General features: G+C 35.3%; 17 protein-coding genes. 6 read left to right on the top strand and 11 right to left on the bottom strand.

Annotated features, from left to right (window positions below):
• The first annotated feature begins 666 nt into the window (after positions 1-666).
• Positions 667-990: a hypothetical protein gene (locus tag B2745_RS02810; protein WP_304063429.1), complete on the top strand. Its 324-nt coding sequence runs from the start codon at positions 667-669 to the stop codon at positions 988-990.
• 86 nt (positions 991-1,076) lie between these two features.
• Here B2745_RS02810 and B2745_RS02805 read toward each other — a convergent pair whose 3' ends face one another.
• The gene (locus tag B2745_RS02805) at positions 1,077-1,319 is read right to left on the bottom strand and encodes a RagB/SusD family nutrient uptake outer membrane protein (protein ID WP_304063426.1); all 243 of its coding nucleotides are present in this window, start codon (positions 1,317-1,319) and stop codon (positions 1,077-1,079) included.
• Between B2745_RS02805 and B2745_RS02800 the strand changes: the two genes are divergently transcribed.
• From B2745_RS02800 to B2745_RS02790, 3 genes are read left to right on the top strand one after another with little or no spacing between them, the layout of a single operon-like run.
• Positions 1,305-2,060, top strand: coding sequence for a hypothetical protein (locus B2745_RS02800; RefSeq protein WP_304063423.1), 756 nt, complete (start codon positions 1,305-1,307; stop codon positions 2,058-2,060). The two genes, B2745_RS02805 and B2745_RS02800, sit on opposite strands and share 15 nt — an antisense overlap.
• 34 nt (positions 2,061-2,094) lie before the next feature.
• The gene (locus tag B2745_RS02795) at positions 2,095-5,313 is read left to right on the top strand and encodes a SusC/RagA family TonB-linked outer membrane protein (RefSeq protein ID WP_304063419.1); all 3,219 of its coding nucleotides are present in this window, start codon (positions 2,095-2,097) and stop codon (positions 5,311-5,313) included.
• Between the two features lie 25 nt (positions 5,314-5,338).
• The gene (locus B2745_RS02790) at positions 5,339-6,460 is read left to right on the top strand and encodes a RagB/SusD family nutrient uptake outer membrane protein (protein ID WP_304063415.1); all 1,122 of its coding nucleotides are present in this window, start codon (positions 5,339-5,341) and stop codon (positions 6,458-6,460) included.
• Here B2745_RS02790 and B2745_RS02785 read toward each other — a convergent pair.
• On the bottom strand, positions 6,428-7,000 hold the full coding sequence (locus tag B2745_RS02785; RefSeq protein ID WP_304063412.1) for a hypothetical protein: 573 nt from the start codon (positions 6,998-7,000) through the stop codon (positions 6,428-6,430). The two genes, B2745_RS02790 and B2745_RS02785, sit on opposite strands and share 33 nt — an antisense overlap.
• Before the next feature lie 653 nt (positions 7,001-7,653).
• Between B2745_RS02785 and B2745_RS02780 the strand changes: the two genes are divergently transcribed.
• Positions 7,654-8,217, top strand: coding sequence for a hypothetical protein (locus B2745_RS02780; protein WP_304063409.1), 564 nt, complete (start codon positions 7,654-7,656; stop codon positions 8,215-8,217).
• 253 nt (positions 8,218-8,470) lie between these two features.
• Positions 8,471-8,899: a hypothetical protein gene (locus tag B2745_RS02775; protein ID WP_304063406.1), complete on the top strand. Its 429-nt coding sequence runs from the start codon at positions 8,471-8,473 to the stop codon at positions 8,897-8,899.
• 227 nt (positions 8,900-9,126) lie between these two features.
• Here the strand turns inward: B2745_RS02775 and B2745_RS02770 are convergent, their stop codons facing one another.
• The 9 genes from B2745_RS02770 to B2745_RS02730 form a co-directional block, all read right to left on the bottom strand.
• Positions 9,127-10,557: an HNH endonuclease gene (locus B2745_RS02770; protein WP_304063403.1), complete on the bottom strand. Its 1,431-nt coding sequence runs from the start codon at positions 10,555-10,557 to the stop codon at positions 9,127-9,129.
• A gap of 280 nt (positions 10,558-10,837) precedes the next feature.
• Positions 10,838-11,950 (bottom strand): hypothetical protein, encoded by a 1,113-nt coding sequence (locus tag B2745_RS02765; protein ID WP_304063400.1) that lies wholly within the window; start codon positions 11,948-11,950, stop codon positions 10,838-10,840.
• A gap of 41 nt (positions 11,951-11,991) precedes the next feature.
• The gene (locus B2745_RS02760) at positions 11,992-13,755 is read right to left on the bottom strand and encodes a restriction system-associated AAA family ATPase (RefSeq protein WP_304063396.1); all 1,764 of its coding nucleotides are present in this window, start codon (positions 13,753-13,755) and stop codon (positions 11,992-11,994) included.
• Complete coding sequence (locus B2745_RS02755; protein WP_304063393.1) at positions 13,736-15,418, bottom strand: restriction endonuclease subunit S; 1,683 nt, start codon at positions 15,416-15,418, stop codon at positions 13,736-13,738. Before B2745_RS02755 ends, B2745_RS02760 begins: the two co-directional genes overlap by 20 nt.
• A 1-nt stretch (position 15,419) precedes the next feature.
• Positions 15,420-17,057: an N-6 DNA methylase gene (locus tag B2745_RS02750; RefSeq protein ID WP_304063389.1), complete on the bottom strand. Its 1,638-nt coding sequence runs from the start codon at positions 17,055-17,057 to the stop codon at positions 15,420-15,422.
• 1 nt (position 17,058) lies between these two features.
• Positions 17,059-19,854 carry a DEAD/DEAH box helicase family protein gene (locus B2745_RS02745; RefSeq protein WP_304063386.1) on the bottom strand — a complete coding sequence of 932 codons (2,796 nt, stop codon included), beginning with the start codon at positions 19,852-19,854 and terminating at the stop codon, positions 17,059-17,061.
• Entirely contained in the window at positions 19,854-20,051 is a 198-nt protein-coding gene (locus B2745_RS02740; RefSeq protein WP_304063383.1) for a helix-turn-helix domain-containing protein, read from the bottom strand. The genes B2745_RS02745 and B2745_RS02740 overlap by 1 nt, the downstream gene beginning before the upstream one ends.
• 381 nt (positions 20,052-20,432) lie before the next feature.
• A complete protein-coding gene (locus B2745_RS02735) occupies positions 20,433-22,943 on the bottom strand; it encodes a DEAD/DEAH box helicase (RefSeq protein ID WP_304063379.1) in 2,511 nt (836 codons plus the stop codon).
• Positions 22,940-23,890: a HamA C-terminal domain-containing protein gene (locus tag B2745_RS02730; RefSeq protein ID WP_304063376.1), complete on the bottom strand. Its 951-nt coding sequence runs from the start codon at positions 23,888-23,890 to the stop codon at positions 22,940-22,942. The genes B2745_RS02735 and B2745_RS02730 overlap by 4 nt, the downstream gene beginning before the upstream one ends.
• Between the last annotated feature and the right edge of the window lie 242 nt (positions 23,891-24,132).

Here is a 24,132-nt window from a genome sequence, read left to right as displayed (position 1 = left end):
CAAGGCGGAATTGGGCGTAAACGGCTGTTAATGCTTGGGCAGGACTATCGAAATACTTAAACACGTCATTTCATATTGATTTATATGAAATGTATTAGACCTCAACATGACGGATGGGAAAGGTTGCATCGTCCTTACCAACCAGTCATGCTATATGAGGAGGTAGCCTATATAAAAAGATTGCTTCTTCGTTCTTCATTAATGGCAAAAAAAGTAAAGGAACATAAAATGTTCCTCTACTCACTTTTCTTTATCTGTTCATAAGGCCTTATGAATAGGAGAACGCCGAAAACCCTGTAACAGAGTAGGCATTAATTTATGATTTTGAAGAATGAAATTTTAAGATGATGATCCCTTAGGCACAGCCTTGCCTGCCCTCATGCCGGGCAATGGCATTTACTTTTATTCAAAGGGTTTAATGTTTTTCTTTTGCCTTCATGAATGCTTTGCATTTTCTCCGCAAAAAGTAAACAAAAGCTCTCGACTGCGCCCTTTACTACCAACGGAACTGCTTAGGCTTATGCAGCACTGCCGCAAAGGCCAAGGTCGAATAAAAGCTTATGTTCAGGTACTGCTTAAAGGATTTATCATAAAATCAAACTATTCATTTTCAAACCTTTAATTCAAAACTCTATGGCTTCGAGGTGTAGTAAAGCCAAATCAAAGATGAAGAAAAAATTCATCATTCCTATGATTACTGTAGCAGCAATCTCAGGTGCTGTTTTATTCTCTGCTTTTAAAGCCAATAGTGGTAAAGCAACTGAACAGCTTTGGTTTCAGTATAGTGGTAGTGGCGACCCTACCCAGTCTGAAAATTATGTCCTCTCTGGTAGTGCTGCACCTGATTGTGGTGGCGACCAGCAAGTTTGTGCTATCAGGGCATTAGACAATGGTTTCGACCAGCCAGAAATTACCAGTACTCTGGCTGCCGAAATCAATGCCGCTGTTAGCAATAATACTCCAAGTGCTAATGTAGGCTTGAGAGATTAATGCTTGAAACGGGGTTATCTTTATAAGTATCATTCGCTTTGCTAAAAAAACTCGAAATAAACTTGAGATAACCTCGTTTTGTTTACCTATCTAGGATTTTGTTCTAATCCTCCTCTTTCTATAACATCTAATGGAATTGGAAATACATAAGCATTGCTATTAGGTAATAAGCTGTAGGTTTGCCCGGCTACTGTTCTACTTAAGGTAGTTGATGTTGCTGCTGACAAATTCAAACGTTTTAAGTCATACCATCTTAACCCTCTAAAGATGAGCTCCTTTCGTCTTTCTCTCAAAATCACTTCTAAGGCTGCTGCATGATTACTTACCACTATTGGTGTATAGCTCCCAAAGAACCCCTGCTGCAAGAGCGCTACCCGGGGCAAGCAGCCTATTACAGTCTGGTAAAACCCTATTTAGCAGGGGCAAGTAGCAGCTATGGGGTGCAAAGAGATAGCGTAAAACAAACTGTACGTACCTATATCATCAACTTTCCGCTCTACCGCATTTACCTGATGGCATTTGAAAAAGCTTTTTTTGTACTACCCAACCGCTTGCTCTGGGAAGTAAAAGACAAAGCAGCCTACCTGCCCGAGCTATCTTCGCTAGATAAAGAAGTATGGTCTCAGCGCTATGCCTATTGCTACGAGTCGGTACTACCGCTGCATACCCCAGACAGCATCAGGCTACAGAAAATAGTAGCAGACTTAAACCAAAGCCTGGGCTTAAATACCAGAGAAGAATACCGTCAATTAAAAGTATGGGTACTGCAAAAAACAGGAGCACTCACCCCTGCCAAACCCCAGAAAGTATACAATAGCCTAGAGGGGCAGCAAGAACTCAAAGAATTGCGCAATGCCAGCCTTACTTCGCTCACCAGCTATTACAATTTCAAGCCGGGGCATATCCCTGTACTGGATGAAACCGGCTATACAGGCAGGATAGACCTGCAACTCAAAGTAAAAGATATGGAAGACCTGGCAACGGTAAATGCAGCTTTAAAGCCCTATCAACTTCAACTGAGTGTACAAGAAAGGCAGGTTAAGTTTATCGTCTTTACAGAAACCCGTTAACATTCCATCACAAACTAAACCAAACATCAAGAACATGCAAAAACTTTTAACGCTTTCCACCATCTTAGTCCTCTGTAGCTTACTCACAGCCAGAGGGCAAAACAGCTATACCTTAAAAGGTATCATCACAGATAGTTTAGGTACTCCGCTTGCAGGAGCAAGCATCAAAACAGATGATTTACAAGTACAAAGCCAGCAAGACGGTAGCTTTACCTTCAGTACCAGCCAAACAGCACTCCGTCTGGTCGTTCATTACGTAGGCTATCAGGAACAACAGCTCCAACTTCAAGCACCTTATCCGGCAAGTGTAAACATTCGCTTAAGCCCGGGCAGTCAAGCGTTAAATATGGTTACCATTAGTACAGGTTATCAAACTTTAGCTCCCGGTAGGATGACGGGTAGTGCAGAAGCTATTTCACAAACAGAAATCCAAAGAGCCACAGGTGCAAACATTTTAGAACGTCTGGAAGCCTTAACACCTACTTTACAATTTGATAGACGAAGCAATTCTCCCAATTTATCGGGGGTTAATAATCGGCTTAGCATCAGAGGAATTACCAGTATCAATGCAGACAGTGAACCCTTAGTAGTGGTAGACAACTTTCCTTATCCCGGGGATATCAACAATATCAACCCTAATGATATCGAGACTATCACGATTTTAAAAGATGCTGCTGCGGCAGCTATCTGGGGAGCCAGAGCAGGAAATGGTGTAATTGTAATCACCACAAAAAAAGGAAGGTACGAGCAGAAAACGAAAGTATCTTTTAGCCAAAACTATCAGTACACCCAACAGCCAGATCTTTTTGCCCTACCGCAACTCAATACCAATTCTTATCTGGAAGCAGAAGCTTTTCTTTATAGCAGAGGTTTTTACAATGCTTTATTAAACAACAGAAGGTTACCCGCCCTTACACCCGGTATAGAGCTATTGGTAGCCAGAGCCAATGGAACTTTAAGCGAAGCGGATTATATCCAGCAGCGGGCCACACTATCACAATACGATGTAAGAGACGATTTTAGTCGCTATGTTTACCGCCCAGCTACCAACCAGCAATACAATGTCCATATATCAGGAGGAAGTGCAGGGCAGCATTTTTTAGTAAGTGCAGGTTACGACCGTAACCAGCAGCATTTAAACACCAATAGCGGAGAGCGCTATACTTTTAAAGCAGACCAAAGCTTAAAATTATTTAAACAGCTGGAACTACAAACAGCAGTTAGCTATGTAGAGGCAAACAACCAGCGGAATGGATCGCGTAGTTTGGTAGGCTATGGTCAAATCAGACAAGGGAACTTCAACCTCTACCCTTATGCCCGTTTGGCAGATGATAACGGACAAGCCCTTGCCATAGATAAAGACTACAGAAGCCTAACGCTGCAAAGTATTATAGATGCCAACCCATTTTTATTAGATTGGGCCTACAGGCCTTTACAGGAATTAACCGAGGCAGAAAACCAGCTCAAAAGAAATAACATCACGCTGGAAAGTAGTGCCAACTGGCGTGTGTTACCCATTTTAAAAGCTTCTTTAAGGTATCAATATCAACAAGAAAAAAGCCAAGAGCTAGACTATTATAGTCAGGATAGCTATTATAGTCGTAACCTCATTAACCAGTACACACAATTAAATGGAACCATTGTACAGCGTCATATACCACTAGGAGGCATCATAGACCAAAACCAAAGTGTTTTACAAAGCCATGCCTTACGCTTTCAGTTAGATGGCGATATACGCATAGCAGAAAAACATCAGCTTCAAATGATGGCTGGTGCAGAGCGAAGAGCACTAACAACCACAGGCGAGGCCTTTAGGCAATACGGTTATGACCCAGATATTCTTACCAACGCTTTAGTAAATTACAATACGGTATATCCATCCTTTGGGAATTTAGCATTAGCAGGAAATATACCCAATAATCAGTTTAATACAGGTTTAAAAGACCATAACACCTCCCTGTATGCACAGCTAGGATATGATTATCAGCAACGATACCTGCTTACTTTAAGCGCCAGAAAAGATGCCTCTAATTTATTTGGTGTAGCAGCAAACCAGAAAGGCACACCGCTATGGTCTGCGGGTATCGCCTGGAATATCCATGAAGAAGCTTTTTATAACTGGAAAAAGCTTCCTTTATTAAAACTACGTTTATCTTATGGCTCGGGCGGTAATGTTAACAACAGCATTTCTGCTTTAACCGTTTTACGTTACGACCCTTCTGTAAACAGCATTACCAATTTGCCTATGGCAAGTATCATCAATCCACCTAATAGTGCCTTGCAATGGGAAAGGGTAAATACCCTCAATTTAGCTTTAGACTTTGCGAGCTTAAATAACAGATTCAGTGGTAGTATAGACATCTACCAAAAAAGAACAAACAATTTATTGGCCTTAGAACCTATAGACCCCACTACAGGCTTTGCTTTTAATACCATCAATAACGCTTCTACCAGAGGTAAAGGGGCAGAACTGCTTCTTAACAGTATCAATTTGAAAGGAAAGCTTTCTTGGCGTAGCATGTTAATGCTGACTTACAATCAAACTGAGGTAGAACGTTATGAAAATGATTTTATAGCTCGAAGCTATGTAAGTAGTGGAGCTAATATATTACCGCTCGAAAATTTCATTGTATACCCACTGTTTAGCTATAAAAATGGAGGTTTAGACCCGCAAACAGGGGCTGCCAGAGGTATTTTAAATGGCCAGCCCAGTACAGATTATGCCAGTATAACCGCATCTACTACAGTAGAAGATTTGGTATTTCATGGTTCGGCAATCCCTTTATATAATGGCATATTCAGAAACACCCTAACTTATGGGCCAGTGAGTTTGTCTGCAAGCTTAAGTTTTAAACTGCGCTACTTCTTTAGAAGACCAACCATAGATTATAGCGGCTTGGGTATAGGTAACAGCCATCCCGATTACGATTTACGTTGGCAGCAGCCAGGTGATGAACAAAGAACAAGTGTACCCGCATTCCTGTATCCTTTAAACAGTCAGCGAGATGCCTTCTATGGAAATACTGAAACATTGATAGAAAAGGCAGACCATCTCCGCCTGCAAGATTTACGCCTCAGCTATCAGCCCAAAAGTAAAGGCCGTAAATGGATGCCACAACAAACAGAGCTATTTGCCTATGCTAGTAATTTGGGGATACTATGGCAGGCATCAAAAACAGGTATAGACCCAGACTATGGTAGAAATATTCCGGCCCGGGCCACATTTGCCATAGGTTTAAGAGCTAGCTATTAAGAAGAAATAATATATAACAATAAAAATGATGAACATAAAAATATTTAAACAGCGCTTTTCTGTAGCCACTGTCATGTTGCTATGGATGTTAACCGCATGTCAGGATTTTTTAGAAGTAAAGCCCAATCAACAATTGGTAATCCCACAAAAGCTGAATGATTTGCAAGCCCTGTTGGATGAAACCTTTATCAATACCGTTCCGGCTATAGCTGAAGGAGCAGCAGATAACTACTTTCTTACCGATGCAGATTTTAACTCCTTTCCCTTTGAGCGAGAAAGAAATATCTACCTCTGGCGAAATACGGCTGATGATGGAGATGCCGGAAACTGGCAAAGGATGTATAATACCATTTTAGCATGTAATGTGGTTTTAGAAACTTTAACAGCAAATAGTTATCCGGGTAATGAAAGAGCGGCATTACAGCTAAAAGGCCAAGCTTTATTTCACAGAGCAAACAATTTCTTTCATCTATTGATGATATTTGGGCCCGCCTATCAGGAAGCAACAGCAGCTACAGACCTAGGTATACCGCTTAGGTTGTCAAGCGATTTTAATCAGGTAAACCGTAGAAATACCGTTGCAGCATGCTATGATAAAATCATCACAGATTTACAGGAAGCTGGCAGACTCTTAGAACCAAGGGGAATAGTAGCTACCCGCCCAGACCGATGTAATACTTATGCACTGCTCTCAAGGGTAGCTTTGTATAAACAAGATTATGCGATGGTAAAAGCCTATGCCGATAGTGCCTTAGCCATCAACAATAGTTTGATAGATTACAATAGCCTCAATACCAGTTCAAATATCCCTTTTGTAAGATTAAATGCCGAGACCCTATTTTATGCAACAGGAGTTTATACTATTTTGGCCCCAAGCAGGTGTAGAATATCACCAGAACTTTACCAGCAGTATGAAGCACAAGATTTACGTAAACAGCTTTTCTTTAGAGCTAACGCCGACGGAACTTTCCAGTTTAAAGGAAATTATAGCGGGCAAAACGGCAGTAGCATGTTTACAGGTATAACCACGGCAGAAGTCTTGCTAAATAGAGCAGAAGCCTTGGCAAGGCAAAATGAAACGGCACTTGCTATGGCAGATTTAAATACCTTATTGCTAAAGAGATTCAGAAATGGGGTTAAAGTTTAGGAGGTCTGCTTTTATTGGCAGCTTGATGCTTTGCTGCCGCTTAAATTGCAGCAGATTTTCTTCTTTTAAGGCACTACTGTGGCTGATGGCTGCTACCTTAGCTTGCAGATTGATCCATACCAGATGCGGAGCGATATGGTGCGGAAAAAGCTGATGCCAATAGTGGTCTGCCATGATCCAGCGTAATCCTTTGCCTGCGCTGTAAGCTTCCCGCATTTGGCTATTCATTTGTGCCGGGCTTTCTTTGGTAACAGCTAGTATGCTGAGGCTTGTTTTCTTAGCCAAGCTATCTGCTACTTTCAATTGCTGCTGAAAGTTTTTACAGGTAGAGTTGATGAATAATAGCAAAAAGGCTTTGCCTTGTAAGCTTGGCTCTTGCTGGTAGGCTGCTGCTGGTAGCTGCTCTCCAATTTCTAAAGCCTGCTGGGCTTTGGCTTTTTTGCTGAATACTACCACAACTAGCAGTAATACAAGGAGTTTGATGGTCTTGCCTCTCCTAAAAAAAGGCCATAAGTATCCTATACGATGTTTATCGTTCATTTTTTTTGTGTTTGGGTTTAAGAATGTCACATGGAGCGGAGTCGAAATGTTATGATTTACCATTCTTCTCTGCTATAAAAAACCGGCCGGGCTATTAACAGCTTTTTAACTTATTTCTTGGGATGCAATGGGCCAGACCGGTTGATGTCTTAAACCCTATACCGGACTTTTAATGATGTTTTTGAATAGATTTTTACAAGATAAACTGTAAGTAGGGATTACAAAACCAGTTACCGCCTTTATAAAGGTGTTAGCATATTTCGTAAAGGTTTTGTTTAGTTTTCCCATAGCTCAAAAATTGAGGCATTTGAACTATGAAGCTTAAGATAACAACTTCTTGAGGATAGAAGTGGGACTCACCTTATACGCATTGAGACCTGTAGGAAGGCTTGGGTACGTACAAAAGCAAGCCCACTTCTATTACAAATATAGAAAAATGGGCTTTGACTTCTGCATCTTGTACCCTTTGAAAACTCCTACATTCTCAATACAAGACTCATAAATCAAATACCTATAAAAATTGTATAACAATCAAAATACAATTACCAACATATATCTCTTAATATCAGATATGTAAATATAATATTTTGTCTTTAAAAAACAAATATAAGAATAATTTTTAGGACAAAAAACTTACTCCTTTTGGAATAATTATGAATAACCTTGATTCTAATTATTCCAAATCTATCAGTGCTAGGCTATTATTGATAATGGAGCTAACTGAACTTGAGATATCTGGCTTTGCTGAGTTTACAGGGGTATCTGAAAGTCACTTATACGCCTTAATAAATGGAAATAGAAAGCTGACTGGTAATGTAGCTGCCCAAATTGGAAGAAAGCTTAAGCTTGAAGGATGGGAAATACTTCAATTAGATTACAATATCCCATTAAGTATCAGAAAATCGCCAATGTTAGTTGAATTTCATAAAGATTATAAGAATATTCCTGAATATTTTACTTACTCTTTATACAACCGTAAATCATCAAAGTATATAGCTGATTTGATCCATACTGACCTATTTTCCCATCCTGTTTATATATGGGAAATTAAGGATTTCTGTAAAAAATCAAAGAAAAATTACACTAGTAAATCATTATCTCAAATTCTAAACTACTTAGTGATTAAAGGCGAGTTAAAAAGTGAAAAGCGGCCTATCAAAAAAAGAGATGGCAGTTTTGGAAAAAGAATAGTAGATGTATTTTGGAGGGAGAAATGAAGTAAAAATGAGCAATACTTTAAAACGAATGCTTGATATAGTCAAAATAATAAAACATGAAGTGAGAGTAAAGCGAATGTGTATTTGAATACATAGAATTTATTTACACGAATAATGAAAGTGAATCTTAGGTCTTAATTTGACAGCAGTTGGTATGTATATGATGTTTGAACTCAGATAAGACAAGGGAAATGAATAAGATTCGCAAAAAAAAATAAACAGATTATATTAGATGTAAATCTTATAAATCATTATGAGTTTGATAACTATCTTAATTACAGTAATAGGAGGAATAGCATCAATTCTCGCAATTATTGACTACAAGAAAAAACATATAGATACGCCTCGTGAAGAATTACATTATTTGAAAGTACAGTTTATGGCTACTCGCACTCTATCTATTAGTCTCGCAAAAAAATTGGAACAATACGCTAACAAATGCAATGCCTGGGATGAAAAAGCAATGTTGAATACAACTATAGCTAATTACATCCAGCTTCTAAAAAATTCTCAGGAAACGAATCTATCGATTAAGCTTTTAGAAACTACATTAAAATCACCGCTTACAGGGAAAATCATTCAATCTATGGTACAGAGCTTAGAAGAACAATTCAAAGATCTACAAAAAATTGATAGCTGGCTACAAGCGAGAATGTTAGAAAAAGATTTTAATAATGATTAAATGCTTGAGGTTTTAACAAAAAAGAATTAGTGTTTCTCGATCCCTTTATTTCCAAACTGAAATGAGCCTTTTAAAGACTCGCTTTCTTTACAAACAGTAAAACATTAGAGAAAACGAGCCTCGTTTATATCAGCTTTAAATAACGCTTCTTTGCTTAATAAAATGATTTTACATAACTATTTAGTGAGTTGTGCAACAGTTACCCGTGTTATAGGGCGTTTTTCTTGTCATTCTATTTTGGTTCTTAAGTCGTCTATTGATAAATATTGTCCGTCAAACTTGGTATGCAACATTCTATGGCAATTAGCACAGACTAAAGCAAGGTCAGCCAAAGTTGTTTCTCTTACTCCAGTTGTCGATATTGGTGTAATGTGGTGACACTCTATAAATTCTACATTGAACGTGTCAATGAATGAAAAGGAACAAACTTCACATTTTAAATTTCCATTTCTAATTGCTTCTCTTTTTTTCTTGCCAATAATTTTTTGATTTCTCTCCCTAACTAAATGTGAAACAAGTTTTAGTTCTCCTTCTGCGACTGAAATGTTTGGATTGTTTGTTTCAATTTCATTAATAATTGAAGAAGTAGTAATTACTGATTGTCTGTCAGAATTTGTAAAGCTGTCTTGAAAGTGTTGCCAAATATCAAAGACCAACTCATCTAAATTGTTTATTCCTTTTACATTTTCCAATTTGCAAGCGTTACCTTGTGTAATTCCTGATAGATTAATGTCTTTCCATAACGTGGTAGCAACGGGAATGTAATTTTCTCTATCTTTTTTTGCTATGAAGCGGACACGTCTGCCATATCTAAAGTTTGCCCGTGTTTCATCTTCAATTAGTTCATTGTCGATAGGTGTTACTAAATGTGTAAATGCTGCAACTCCGTTTACTTTTTGGTAAATGAGTATAAGTTCGCCAATTGCCGGACTTAGAACATTAGTCTTGTGTTTATTTGGGAAATGAATAACGAAAGGATTGTTTTCAATTGACAGATAAGCCTCCCCATTAGTTGAGTTGGTCACGTTCTTGAACCAGATGATATCTGTCGGTGTAAATACTCTTTCAGAAGCTGAAATATTGGACAGCCTTATAGAAAATGTTTCATTTTCATTTTTAAATATTTCCCAGACACCGTGTTGGTCTGGATTATATAATTCAACTTGTCCACGCCTTGTATTATACAATAAATCGTATGGGGAATTTTCATTTGTCAGCCGGGCTTTTTGATTTTCAGGATAGTGCGTTCTTGAGTTATGATTTACTGAAAGAACTATGATTTGAGCAGTAATTGTCTCTTGGTTTACGTCATTCCAATTATTTGATATGTATTCTTTAATTTGTGAATATGATATTTGACCTTCCAAATTGTGAACGGCTTCTTTTATCATTCGCCATACGTAAGGTTTATCAATTCTATAATTTGCATTTTCGTCATAAAGTATTTCTCCAGTTCTCTCCTTGTTTTGCAAGGCACTTCTCAAATTTCTGTGCCAAGTCGGTTCGTTATTATAGTCAGTAACAGGAGCTAAATCGTCAGCTGTGAAATATTTATAATTTGTCTGAACAATGATGTAAAGTTCTTTAATGTTAATCCACTGTCTAAGAGGAATATTTGAAACTAAGATTGTCCATAATGTATTTATTGATGTCGTCATTGTCGTCTTTTAAAATGCCCTATAACGGTTTCGGGCTTGGCGAAGGTGGCGATTTTCACCACAAATGTTGATGCGGAGAACCAATGTTTGATTAACCACAAATGTGTCTGCGGTGCACTGAACCGCCACTTTTGCCAAACCCGTGTTACAAGCTGCCCTTCTTTCTGTCGAAGTGCTGTCGTGTCGAGTTTGCAGTGTCCTTGTGCGGTTGGGCAGACATACTCTTTTGCAAGCTTTGGCTTGTGTGTCGGCTTGTGCGGCTTGCAAATGTGTATGGCTGCTAAGGGTTGATATTGAATAGTCCTTTCATTTTGCATTCTTCTAAAAACTTTCTCTTTATTGTATTCTCAACTAATTTTGGATTACGTGTCGTTGCCTTTACAACTTTCTCATAATATTTATCTGCGTCTTCAATGTCACTTATTGATTTGGCGTTTTCATAATAGTCAAAGATGTCCTCAAACCATTCTTTAGCTTTGTGCTTGTTACAAATTAATTCATCGTACCGACTATAATATTCTATACTTCCATCTGCTTTATATTTTCTATCTGTCTTAAAAATCCTCTTCCAGGTTTCAATTTCCTCATTCTTAGCTGGTGCACTTATTGAAAGAGTGTATTCAGATGGAGTTATTGATTTTACGTTTTTCGATAAAAGTTCAAATTGAAATTCAATTTCGGAATGATTATTTGCATAAGGATAAAATGCAAGTTTTCTTCCTTTGATATGGTTAATAGGGTCATTAGTACTTTTATTACCAGAGTTACATTTGTAACACATTGGAGATAAATTTTTAAAGTTAATGGAGTTGAATGGATAAATCGCTTTGGGTAAGTAATGATCGTATGCTTCTCTAGTTGATACATAATTGCCATCTATTGGATAAATGCCACAAAATGGGCAAATACCACTATCATTCGCCATCATAAAACTATTGTAATGAGATAAAATTAAAACTTCATTTAGCTTGCCAAAAATATCAAGATTAAAAGGAGACTCATTACCATAGAGTTTTGAATAAAAATTGTATAGAGCACCTTCTAAATCTGGGTTCCTTGCTTTTAATTCAGGGTAAGTAATTGGCGTTTTTAATTTATTAGAACAGAGTGATTCAATGTCATTGTTAATTGAATAAAAATCAATTAACTCAAGTTTAAAATTGTCATCATTAATTTTTGCAAACTCATTGTAAATATTTTCTATTGAACTATTAAAAAAATATGCTGATTTGCCCTTTTGATTTTTCTTTGTACTAGTTGGGTCGTAATCTATATTGCCAAGTTCTTCATAAATGTCTTTTAAATCTTTGTTTCCATTTAATTTTTCGATATCAAAAGGTCCTTCTGCCACTAACCAAACATCATAAAACAGAAAGTCAAGAATTTCTTGCAATTTCTCAATATCATGTTTAATATACTGGTACGTGAATATCATTATTTGTTTTCGATTTGGTCTATAATGTCATTAATGAATAACATACTTTCAACAGATTCACCAATCTCTTTTCTTACTTTTGAAAGAAACACTTCTTTGTCTTTCGTTTCTTCTAATTCCTTTCTTAATTCATCAATCTTACTGTTCGCATAAGCTCCAATTGTGTCTGGTTTATTGAAGATTCTTAACGTGATTTTATTTACAGAAGTACCCAAAGTCTGAAAGTCAGGAAAGCCACAAATAACCTGTTTTGTTTCGTTGTCTTTTATAAAGACGTGAACATACTTTGATTCACTATCAGAAACCAAATATGGTGAATGAGTTGTAATCAACATTTCTCTCATTGTACTTGATTTTTCTAAGGCAAAACAATGGCGAATGCTCGAAATAAATTTGGCTTTCCAATCGGGATTGAAATGAGTTTCTGGCTCGTCTAGTAAAAACAAACAACTTTCATTTTTGAAAAGTAAACAAAGACCTAATGAATGCAGAAACTGGTGTTCACCATCCGAAAGTTCTTTTGTAAAAAGAGGCTTGCTTAATCCTTTCTTCTTTATCCAAAGGTTTTTGAATCGGATAATTCTATCATCCTCTAATGGGTTTGGATAAATATCATGGTTGATGAAGATGTTCTTAGACTGATAGACTCTTTTTTTGTCTTCTGCTGAAACTACGTATGCGTTCAACTCCAACAAGATTTGAAACAGTTGAAATAATTCCAAGGGGCTTTCTGAAAAATGAAAACGGAAAGCATCTTTTGTAGCTTGTGTTACTTTATAATCAAGAATTAAATATTCCCTGCCATCTTCATTATGTTTTTGTTCTTTGTAAAGGGTCTCAAAACACGTAGCACATTTTTTTAAAATATCAATGCTGTCTTTAAGGTTTTGGGTTAGTTGTACTTGATTGCTTTTATCTTCATGCAATTGCTCAAAAGTGATTTTTCTGTCACGTAAAATATCTTCATGCAAATCAAGATATTTATCCAAGCAAATAATCAATCGGAATTCGTCTAAATCTTCCAATTCTACTTCATCATTAAAAGGAGCAAGTGTCTTGTCGTCTTGCATTAGAAAATTTGCGAGTAAAATTGCTTGGCTATATTCTTTATCAAGATAGACTAAGCGACCTTCAGATCTTGGAGGTTTACCAAATTGTTCTTCACGGATTAGTTTATCAGCATATTCATCAAAATGAAGGAAACGAGTTTTGAAAAATGGCAAACTCAATAGTTCATTTTCGCCTGAAGAATAACCTAACACATATTTTGGCAGTAGTAATTGAATTTCTTTTTTGCCTAATGGTTCTGTTTTATTAGAGTATTCACTTCTATTAACCCACTCGAATATTGGCGTTTGACCAACTTCTTTTGAAATTCGGATAAGACACTTTGTATCGTTAAAAACAACTTTAGGCACTTCATCAAATGCTTTGTCAATAAGAATGATTGGAACTGGTATAAAATACTCCAATTCGAAAGCATCAACCACACAAACTTTATTGTCGAAACCATTTTTATCTTCTTCACTGATTAAAAATCCTTCAGGCAAATAATCATTAAACATACAGTCCAAATGGTAAAATATATTTGCCAAAGCTTCTAAAATATTTGACTTTCCGCTTCCATTTCTACCAGCCAAAATATTGGGGTTGAAATCATGAGCTAATTGATAGTCAAAATCTCTCAGAAAATAAATTTCAAAACCACTTTGCAATGACCTGAAACCTTCTGCTGTATTTACTTTAAACCTTAAAAGCTTCATCTGTTAATTTTAGTTTTATGGTTTTGTCATATGCATCAAAAACTTGTTCAATTATGGGTTGCTTGGCTCCAATGAAACGAAATAAGATGGTTTTCCAATTCTCATAAGAAAATTCAAAACCTGTTCCTCTTAAAATATATTTTCTTGCATACTGTTCTAATTCAGGCAAAGTAAAAGTTCTATCTGCAAAGCCTTTTGTAAGAATGAATTGGTAGAAAAAATCCTTATTCATATATGAGAACTCAATCCCTTCGGTTTCTTCATTCTCAGGTAAACGCAGATATTGTCTGATGTTCATATTGCGTATATCTGTTTTTCTATTTGAAGGAACTTCACCAATTGGCAAAGTGTGTTCAAATGAGTCGAGTAAATTCTCAAATTGTTCTTCGTTTAAATCCGCTTCCACTTCCTTGAGGTCTTTTTTTTTTGAATCTTCCATGTCTGAAATATCTACTTTACTTAAATCGAGTTCACCTTTAAATGCTCGTTGGCTAATACTTCCATAAAGGTTTGCGAGTCCTTTTAAACTTTCATAATATTCTTTTTCTATCTTATTAAGAGATGCTAATTGAAGTGAATATTCGTTTTGAAGTTCTATTGAGGGATAAATAAATTTAAATTTTTTAAATTCACTTATAGACGGAAAATTTGGAACACCTGAGCCAATTGTAGAGCCATAATATTTTCGCTTGAAATTTTGATGAGAGAATAATGCTAGAAAAAAATGCTTATTGATTATTCTATCGTTTAGGGTCAATTTTAATAAAGCTTGGTTGATAATGCCTTTATGGGCATTTTCAGGTACAATAGCAAGCTTACCTAAATAAACACCAGAGCAACTAATTATAACGTCTCCTGGTATAACTTTAAAAGCTTTTAATTCTTCATACTTTGCATCATCTATGAAATATCGAGCAAATGAAAAGTCGTTGTTTAATGCATGATATTGTTCATAAACCAAATATCCTTTATCAACAAATATTTCCTTTTTCAAAGCTCCACCAAAAGGTCCTCTTTTTATTGAATGTTTGTCTTTTACTACTAGATCATCAATCGTCTTAGTACCCCAACCTTTTTCATTTAGTACCGGGTCGCCAAATTTAATTTCAAATAAAGATTTTGAAAGTATATCTATTAAGTCAATACTTTCTTTTCGCTTTTGAATTAATGCTTCACATTGTGAAAGAATTTTAGATATTTTTATTTGATCATCTATAGTTGGTGGAATTGGAATTTGCAATGCTGAAAGACTTTGCTTATTCAAAGTTTGACCCATTGCAGCCTGATTACCCCCTACTAATGGAATAGATTTTAAGGCATAATATAGGTATTCCTTGTTTAATTCTGTTTCATCTTTTATAGGTAAAGCAACAATAGCTTCATTTGTATAAAGGTCTTTTCCAGCGAATGCAAGTTTCCCAATACTCAATTTGAAACTCATTAAGAGTGTCCCTTTTTTTACAATTTTGCAATTTGAGTCAGTGACAGCAACATCTGTAATTTCTTCCTTTGTTTTTGTAATATATTTTTCCTTTAAGTCTGATATACTTACCCATGTATATCCAGCCCCCCAATAGGAAGGTTTACTTCGACTCGGTGTTTTACCAATATTAATATCACAGAGTTGCGATAAAGGTTTATATGACCACTTATTATCCGTCATCTTAAAAGTAGCTTTCTAGTGTTTTTAAATCCTTTACAATATTAATTTCGATAGAATTCAACATATCGAGGATAACTTTCGGTTCATCGTATTTTACAGATTCAAAAACATCTACCTTATGTTTTGAAAAACTTAAATCATAATCAGCTTCAACAATCTCTGATTTTGGCACAAAAAAGTATTTACCTTTCTTGTCATTCTCAGCATTTACATCTCTCGTTTTATAATGTGTGACAATATCTTGCAAGTCTCCAAAATCATCTCTCCCATCAGGAAGTTTAAGTTTGTTTCTTTTATCATCCAAAGTGTAACCATCGGATGCCATATCATAGAACCAAACATTTTCAGTAGTACCACCTTTTGTAAATATCAATAAAGCAGTACTTACCCCAGCATACGGTTTAAAAACACCGCTAGGAACAGTTATCACTGCTTTTAGTTCTGATTTTTCAATCATCAGTTTTCTAGCATCTACAAAAGCTCCACCTGTTCCAAACAAAACACCTTGTGGTACAACAATTCCTGCTGTGCCACCCATTTCAAGCATATTGTATATGCGTTCAATGAAGAGTAATTCTGTTTTAGTAGTTTTTAAAGCTAGTTCTTCATTAATATCGCCTTTATCTATATTACCAGTAAATGGTGGATTCGCTAATACAATTTTATATTGAGCATTTTCGGTATAGCTCTTACTCAGCGTGTCTTTGTAATCAATTTGTGGGCTATCAATACCATGCATCATTAAGTTCATTAACCCCAATCGTACCATGGTTTGGTCAATGTCGTAACCATGCAAACTTTTTCCCAATATTGCTTTTACATCTTCGGTGAGTAAAGCACTTCGGCTACTTCTTATAAATCCATCTTCATCAGGTTGTTTTTGGTCTTTTTCTTTGTCGAGTTGCGTAATCATGTATTGATAAGCACCCAATAAAAAACCACCTGTTCCACAAGCTGGGTCGGCTATACGATGCCCTAGTTGTGGGTCAACCAATTCCACTAATAGTTTAATGATGTGTCTTGGTGTTCTAAATTGTCCGTTTTTACCAGCTGCAGCAATTTCACTCAACAACATTTCATACACATCACCTTGTATGTCTTGGAAATCCTGCCCTTTTTCGTTAGCATCTTTTTCCATTTCTAGGTAAATGGCATCAATGGTGTCAACCGCTTCTTTTAAGAGAGAAGGTTTTGGTATAATGAAAACCGCATTTGCCATGTGCTTGGTAAATGATGCATCCTCTTTGTCTAAATCTCTTATAAAAGGAAATACATATTGCTGCACATAAGAAAGCATGTTTTCTGTTGGAGCAATTCGTTTAAATTGGCTCCAACGTAAAGTGTGTTTATCAACTCCTTTTGTTTTTTCAATTTCAGCAATTTCTTCTGGGGTTGCATCTGCTTTTGGTCTATCTTGGGGAAGCACATAAATACCTGTAAACTTTGAGGTATATGGGTCGCCTGAAAATTCGCTTGCTGACAATGCTTCCAAGTCATTTTCATCTAACTTTTTCATGAAAAGCAAATAGGTAATTTGCTCAATCGCTGTTAATGGATTTGAAATACCGCCACTCCAGAACTTTTGCCAAAGGTCATTTATTTTGGAGGCGATTTGCGGATTACTATTTATTAAACTCATGTTATGCTGCGAATTTTTCTGTTAATGTTAAAATGTCCTGTATTTCTGATAGAGAAAAAATACCACGAATTCCTTTCGGGTGAATGATGGTGAAGGGAGCTTGTATCAAATCTCTTTTTTCGATGTTTCCTCTTTCAATAATGTAATTTTTCAATAAGTCGAGGAACTCAATTTGTCTGGTAGTTAAATGAGTGTGCTCAACAATAAATTGCTGAACCGCTTTACTCACTTGTTCGTCAAAGCTTTCTAAGATCTCAATTCCTAAAATGTGTTTTATAAACTGTATGAACTTTGCCTTTTGATGTTTATATACTTTGCGTAAAAGAGATTCAGTGATATGGGGATCTTCTTCATGGAGTTCTTCAGCTAATTGTTGGGCTTCTTCCTCAGAAATGGGATTACCTGATTTTAGTTTTTGTAAAATCGGATTACGTTCTGTTAGTTCAGCAATTTTTGCTTCCACCATTTCACGGTATTTTGTGATACTTACAGCCTCGTTTTGTGGGCCAAACTCCACCATTTCTTTTGTTTTCAACACGTCTTGCAAATTTAATTTTGCAGGACCATCTGATTGAAAGCGTTGTTCTCTGAATTTAATTAATGGAGATATGTTATCAGCTAATTCTTCAAATCCATCATCTGAAATTATTGACCAATAATGATTGGTTAAAACTTGCTTGATAAATGATGTGTGCTTTGCAACAATATTTACTGATAAAGGCAACTCGCTAACTATTGTGATAATATTTTCTTTAAGCGTTTCGAACTTTTCATTCTCTTCTGATAGTTGAGCAAGTGAAATTTCTAACACATCTTTTTGAAACCGCATAGCTTTGAAGTCGGTTTGCGATACAGTTCTAAACAATGGTTTTATCTTGTGTCGTAAAAACTCCAATCTTTCATTTGTCAGGTGAAGCCAAAAGTTTTCTTGTTCGACCTTAGCCAAATCAGTTTTTGAATCTTGTATAACTACTGATTTTGTTGGTAGTTCAGAAATCTGAATTCTTAGTTTTTGAATTTCCTTAAGAGCAATTTCAGTTTGACCTTTTTCTAATGCCTTTTCAATTTTATCAATCCGTATTCCTACAAATCGAACTGGCAAAGGAATTTGAGCCTTTAATTCTTTGCCTTTGGGATTCAGTTTGAAATATTCAAAATTATCCCAACAGTCCATGATTAAGAAAGTATCTTTCTCAGGACACCAAGGTTTAATTTTAGATATTTCTAATAACCTAGTACCTCGTCCAATCATTTGCCAAAACTTGGTGTAAGAAAAAACAGGCTTAACGAAAACAAGATTTACTAATTCACGAACATCAATTCCTGTGTCAAGCATGTCCACACTTATTGCAATTCGTGGCATGTCGTTATGTGTAAACTGATGTAATAATCCACCTTTACCGTAAACTCTAGGGTCGTCTGACACCATTACTTTTGCAAGTTCACCAGTGTATTCAGGATAAAGTGAATCGAAAATCGCTTCGATTCTTCTTGCATGGGCTTTAGTTGCACAAAAGAATATTGTTTTGCCTGGAAGAACACCGTTTGGGTCTTTTATGCATTCTTCCATGAATTCTTTAACGATAGTAACATTAGTTCCTTTGTTAATTACCGTTTTCTCTAAGTCGGTTCCTTCAAAATTAATTTCTGCAACTTCTTTTCCTTCTAGTATTAATTGTTTTTGGTCTTCTAGACTTATGGTTCTTTTACTTATTCCTTCTTCTTGAAATTTGGTTTGAATTTTCATAACCTGAAAATCACAGAGATAAGGCGGAATATTATTTACTGCTTCTTCATATGAGTAAGCAAAAGTTGGAATTCCATCTTCGCACTCGAAAAGTTTAAAAGTATTGTGGTCTATTACATCTGTTGGAGTAGCGGTTAAGCCAAGTGTAATTGTATTGAAGTAATCTAAGACTTCTTGATACGTGTTGTAAATGGAACGATGACTTTCATCCACCACAATCAAGTCAAAAAAATGAGGAGATAAAGAATTCTCTTCATCTCGAATAATATTCAACATCGTTGGATAGGTCGAAGTATAAATCCTTCTATCTTTTGCAATGGATTTTTCGCCAATTTTTGGCCAAGCAGGTTCATTTGGCAAGTATTCTTTGAATGCTTCTAATGCTTGATTTCTTAATGCAATACGGTCAACTAAAAACAGAACTCTTTCAATCCAACCAGCTCTCATCAAAGCATCAACCATGGCAATTGTAGTTCTAGTTTTACCCGTACCAGTCGCCATTACTAAAAGAAATGTCCTCTTTCTTTTGTCAATGCCTTCCATAACAGAACGGATTGCATGTACCTGATAATCTCGTCCAGCAATATTTGTATTTATTAATTCGGTAGCTAATGGCTTTCTGTTCCTTCTTATGTATTCATATCTTTCTAAGTCGTCTCTTGTTGGAAAACCGATTACTTTTTTCGGTGGATAGTTTCCTAAATCCCAAAAGTAAATTTCATGTCCATTAGTGTAAAAACAAAAAGGTAATTCACCACCTGATTCTTTTTGAATATTATGACAATATTGTTTTGCTTGCTCTCTTCCAATTGCTGCATCAACAAATGTTTTCTTTGCTTCAACAACAGCTAGTGGTTTCCCATTTTTCCCGAGTAGAACGTAATCTGAAAATTGATGTCCTTGATATGGTGTTTGAGGTTCACATACACCGTCAGGCAAACCAACATTTATGTCAAACTCAATCATTACTTGAGTTTGGTCATTGACATTCCAGCCCGCTTGTTGCAGGTGTTTGTCTATTAGTTCTTTTCTGGTCTTTGCCTCGTTCATTATTTACTTTTATTCGAAACAATTAATTCTTTAACATCAATGTCAAGTATTTCAGCAATTTCATTCAATACTTCAAGTCTTGGTTGTTGTCGGTTTTGCACATAGCCGTTAACCATGTTATAGCTTTTGCCAAGCTGTTCAGCCAACCACTTTTGTTTAATGCCTTTCTCTTCAAGCACTTCTTTAATTCTGTTCATGTTGTCAGAATATTTAAGCTGCTAAAATAGTTATTTATATTTATTATCTCGTTTTTCAATATAAAAAGTGTTCGGATTATTGTCAGTCTGTTTGACGGTTCGTTGGAAAAATTTAGCTCTTTTGGTTTTGCGAAGCGTTGGCTTGTGTGTCGGGCAAAACCAAATGTGCTAAATGTGCGGTGGGCTATTTTGTCTGTCGTTTCATATTAGCACTGTCGTCTTTTAGGGTTGCAGGTAACGTTTTTGGGGCTTTGCGTTCGGGCGGGAAATCGAAGTACAAAAGCTGATATTATTACTAAAGTTCAATTGAAAAACTGCCGTTGAATTTTGCACTTCAGCCCGCCATTTTGCAAAACCGATGTTACCAGCTGTTTTTTTTATTTATTTTCTCAATATTTTTTCAATGTCCGCCATCATTATAGGTGATAAATTTAATAATTCTAAGTCTGCATTTTCTAGCCATTTTAATGACTGTCCCTTTGAAAGTTCTGTATTAGTAATAAATTCAGTCAAAGCAATAACAGTATTTCTGCTCAAACCTAAAGAAAGTAAGGAAAGTTGTGTGGTCTGGGAAACACCAAATTCTAACCATAAATTTAAATCAGGTATTAATTCAATTAAATCGGTCCTTTCAATATTTCTTAAATAATATTTCAAAATATCGATGTAACAACTAGATTCCTTAGCAAATCGAAATCTTGCAAAGTTTTCTACTTCATCCATAGTATCCCTACATACTTTATCAATTGAAATTTTCTTCCCTTTTTCTATATAATTCTTATATGAACTGCTTATCAAATATGACAAGGGTTTTCCTGACATCCAATTAATTAAAAGTATAGACCTAGGGGCATTTAATTGTGGTGGAAAAAAGGCCAAAGTTTTACCAATTCTACCTATTAATTTAATGTACTCATTATAACTATTTGCATCTTCAGGATAAACAGGAATAAGCTCTTCTGGTGAATCTGATTTTGTTTTAAAATAATCAAGTAGTTCCTGTTGTGCAATTGGTGAAATACCAGGATTTCTAAATATAATTTCTTGTGGAATAGTAATACTATCTTGGATTGAGACAAATAAACTTTCTAGTTCTCTTTGGAATTTAGAATCTGGGTTAAGTTTATTTTGTAGATATTTTGAGTAATAATAACTAAATGCAAACTCAAACTCTTGATTACTTTCTGCTTCTATCCTTGGACTTCCACTTTTTATATAATTGATTAAATCGTCTGCTTTTGAATTTTCAATTGTATCAATTGCTTTTTCTATTTTTTGTTTCCTCTTGTCAGGTGATGGTCTTATACCCCATAAATTTGGCTCAATACAGATGATATTGCCACTAAATTCTTTACCCCACCTTCCAGCTCTTCCTGCAAGATTCCAAAAATCATTTTCGTTTAAAGGTTTACCTTTCCCTCTTGAAGGCTTTCTAATAAAGACAGCAGTAGCAGGCAAATTAACACCTTCAAGTAAAGTTGATGTGCAAACCAAATACTGGATTTCGTTTTCTTTGAATAATTTTTCTATTTCTTGTCGAACTAACAATGGCATATTCCCATAATGAAAGGCAATCTTATTATCCAAAACCTTTCCTAGAACATACTCTTTATGAATCGTTGTTTTAACTAGCTTTATAAGTTCTTTAACTTTTGGACTGCTAGATTCTTTTTCAACTAATTGGGTTAAAATTTTTGCAAATTTTTCAGATTCAGCTGCTCCGTTTGAATAAATCAAATTTCCATTATTCTCACCCGATATTGCTTTTGTAATCAAAGCTATTTTTTTTGCTTCATTTGTTGGTCTATCTTGGAGCATTATAGTCCCAATTTCAATTTTTTCGTCTTTTAATATTAATTCTATTTCCCATTCTTTGGGTTTATTTTTTACTTGTGTTACATAAAGTAAATTCTGATTTACAGCTACGAATTCTGTATTAATTGTATCCTTAGATTTTGACCCACCAATATTTTCGAGAAGTATTTCTGGGTTTGAAGTAAATGGGCTTGAAAAAAACAATCGTACTTCTGGATTTCTATCGATAACTTCTTCAATTTTTCTTTGTAAAAGAATACCTCTATTGCTGTTGTCAATTTTATGAGCTTCGTCCACTAGCAAAAAGTCTACTCTTGGATTTCCTGATTGTAACAAATACCAATGAAGTCTTTCTTGAGTAAATACAAATAAGTTTGTTTCTCCATTACTGTTGTAATGAAGCGGAACAGTCGTTAAATTTATATTTTTAATATTATTCTCTTTCAAAAGAACTCTTAAGTCGTCCTCAACTTGACTAATTAATGCTCTGGTAGGAACGATGTAAACAATTGTTTTATCTTTACTTTTTAATTCATCAAGCAAAAGCTGGTAAAGGATAAAAGATTTTCCAGATGAGGTTGGAGCAGAAATGCTAATTGAATTATTCTTTTTTGACGAATCAAAAACCTTTTTTTGAAATCGATTTAATGATATAATTTGGTCTTCAAACAATATAGAATTTTCAATCTTAATTCTATTTGTTTGCAGCTTGAATGGAAGTGGCAATTCATCTTCATAATTCTCTTCGATAAGATTTCTTTTTACAGCAAGTTTAAGTGCTGGAATATTTGTCAAGTTTTCAAGTATTACAACGGAAGCATTTTTTTGACTTTCTTCAAGATTTAAATTCAGACAAGTTTGAGCAATTCTAAGAGCTGCTTCTAAATGTTTACTAGATTCAGAATGGCTCAAAACACTTGCTATTCCTAAAATATTATTCCAATTTATTTGTCCATTTAACTCCTCAAAATCAACTTTCCATTTTAAATTCTTAATTGTGCTACTTACTGAAATCGCAATAATTGATTTATACTGTCTTTTAAAACTTTCTAGACTAAAAACTTTATCAGCTATCATATTGCAATTGTTTTTAGAAAATGAGTTCTAAACTCTTGAACTGACGGAAATGGAATTAGAAATAAGTGAATTTCGAATTTTTCTAAATTCGGATGTTTTTTAATTTGTTTACCTGAACTTTTAAGCCAATTTGACATTTCTAATTGAAATGCCTCAATAAGTTCTTTGTTGTTCTTTTCCAAAGGAGACTTTGGGTAATTTTTAGAATCAAAACCAACAAAACATACCCCTTTGTATTTAAGCTTGTTTGATAAGTCGTCATCTAAATCAAAATATCGTACGAGTATGTCTTCTAGTTTTGGATTATTTAAGTTATTTGCGATGTTGCTTGTTATTAGATGCAAATCTCTTGTTTGTGTCGAGTCGTGTCCATAGGTATCAAGAAGAAAGGATTTCAAACTATCAAAACAATTTTTTAAACCAGAGGAAATCGTCTGTTCCATTTTTGATTCACCCCAATATAATGAAAGAGAATTATCTGTTTCATCATATTTGACGTGAATACCATCTGCTCCTTGATAATGCAATTGACCTGATGTTTTTAGTGACATTTTACTGATTAGTTGAGGCAATTCTAAAATTTCCTGAACTAAAATGTAAAGTAATATTTCTCCAAATTCGCCAGTTTTCTCAAGGTCTGTAAAAAGATATTTTGCTCTCTTTCCTAGGTCAATTATTTTTGAGGTTGAACCTGTTTTATTGAGATGTTCTTTTGCTTCATCCTGTAATTTTTTAGGAATTGAATAATCTATAAGCTTTGAAGCTACAAATTCAATTAAATCCTTTGTCCTTGGATTTCCCTGTCCATCTAGTTTCAGTCCATAGCAATATGCTTGAGCTTCTGTTCCGTCTATTTCCAAATTACTACCAATGATTTCAATTCTAGAAAAAATCTCTCCTTCCCCTTTTATAAGTAGATTTTGTATTGCTTCTTCAATCCAATTCATCTTTTAGAATTCAAATTTGTTAGCATTAGGTTTCGTTTTAAAATAGCTGGTAACTAGTAAATTCCGCTATCCAATAGCGCATATCCACTCTGTAAATACGTACTATATTATTTAACCTGCCCCACTCCATTAATAACCAATTGAAATTCCCCTTTATACTCGGTAAGCTTCCCAGTTACACAAATACGTTTATGGTTATATAAAGTGGCTGGTGCTTAAGGGAAATTCATTAAACTCATAAG

The sequence above is a fragment of the Pedobacter glucosidilyticus genome (genome assembly GCF_002483235.1).
Classification (GTDB): domain Bacteria; phylum Bacteroidota; class Bacteroidia; order Sphingobacteriales; family Sphingobacteriaceae; genus Pseudopedobacter; species Pseudopedobacter glucosidilyticum_B.
This window is presented reverse-complemented; position numbering and strand designations above follow the sequence as displayed.

Bases quoted from the DNA above. Each gene is read 5' to 3' on its own strand.
- B2745_RS02780 (WP_304063409.1), top strand. From the start codon at position 7,654: ATGAATAACCTTGATTCTAATTATTCCAAATCTATCAGTGCTAGGCTA.
- B2745_RS02740 (WP_304063383.1), bottom strand. From the start codon at position 20,051: ATGAACAGAATTAAAGAAGTGCTTGAAGAGAAAGGCATTAAACAAAAG.
- B2745_RS02775 (WP_304063406.1), top strand. From the start codon at position 8,471: ATGAGTTTGATAACTATCTTAATTACAGTAATAGGAGGAATAGCATCA.
- B2745_RS02735 (WP_304063379.1), bottom strand. From the start codon at position 22,943: ATGATAGCTGATAAAGTTTTTAGTCTAGAAAGTTTTAAAAGACAGTAT.
- B2745_RS02800 (WP_304063423.1), top strand. From the start codon at position 1,305: ATGATTACTTACCACTATTGGTGTATAGCTCCCAAAGAACCCCTGCTG.
- B2745_RS02790 (WP_304063415.1), top strand. From the start codon at position 5,339: ATGATGAACATAAAAATATTTAAACAGCGCTTTTCTGTAGCCACTGTC.
- B2745_RS02770 (WP_304063403.1), bottom strand. From the start codon at position 10,557: ATGACGACATCAATAAATACATTATGGACAATCTTAGTTTCAAATATT.
- B2745_RS02795 (WP_304063419.1), top strand. From the start codon at position 2,095: ATGCAAAAACTTTTAACGCTTTCCACCATCTTAGTCCTCTGTAGCTTA.
- B2745_RS02745 (WP_304063386.1), bottom strand. From the start codon at position 19,854: ATGAACGAGGCAAAGACCAGAAAAGAACTAATAGACAAACACCTGCAA.
- B2745_RS02760 (WP_304063396.1), bottom strand. From the start codon at position 13,755: ATGAAGCTTTTAAGGTTTAAAGTAAATACAGCAGAAGGTTTCAGGTCA.
- B2745_RS02730 (WP_304063376.1), bottom strand. From the start codon at position 23,890: ATGAATTGGATTGAAGAAGCAATACAAAATCTACTTATAAAAGGGGAA.
- B2745_RS02755 (WP_304063393.1), bottom strand. From the start codon at position 15,418: ATGACGGATAATAAGTGGTCATATAAACCTTTATCGCAACTCTGTGAT.
- B2745_RS02810 (WP_304063429.1), top strand. From the start codon at position 667: ATGAAGAAAAAATTCATCATTCCTATGATTACTGTAGCAGCAATCTCA.
- B2745_RS02785 (WP_304063412.1), bottom strand. From the start codon at position 7,000: ATGAACGATAAACATCGTATAGGATACTTATGGCCTTTTTTTAGGAGA.
- B2745_RS02750 (WP_304063389.1), bottom strand. From the start codon at position 17,057: ATGAGTTTAATAAATAGTAATCCGCAAATCGCCTCCAAAATAAATGAC.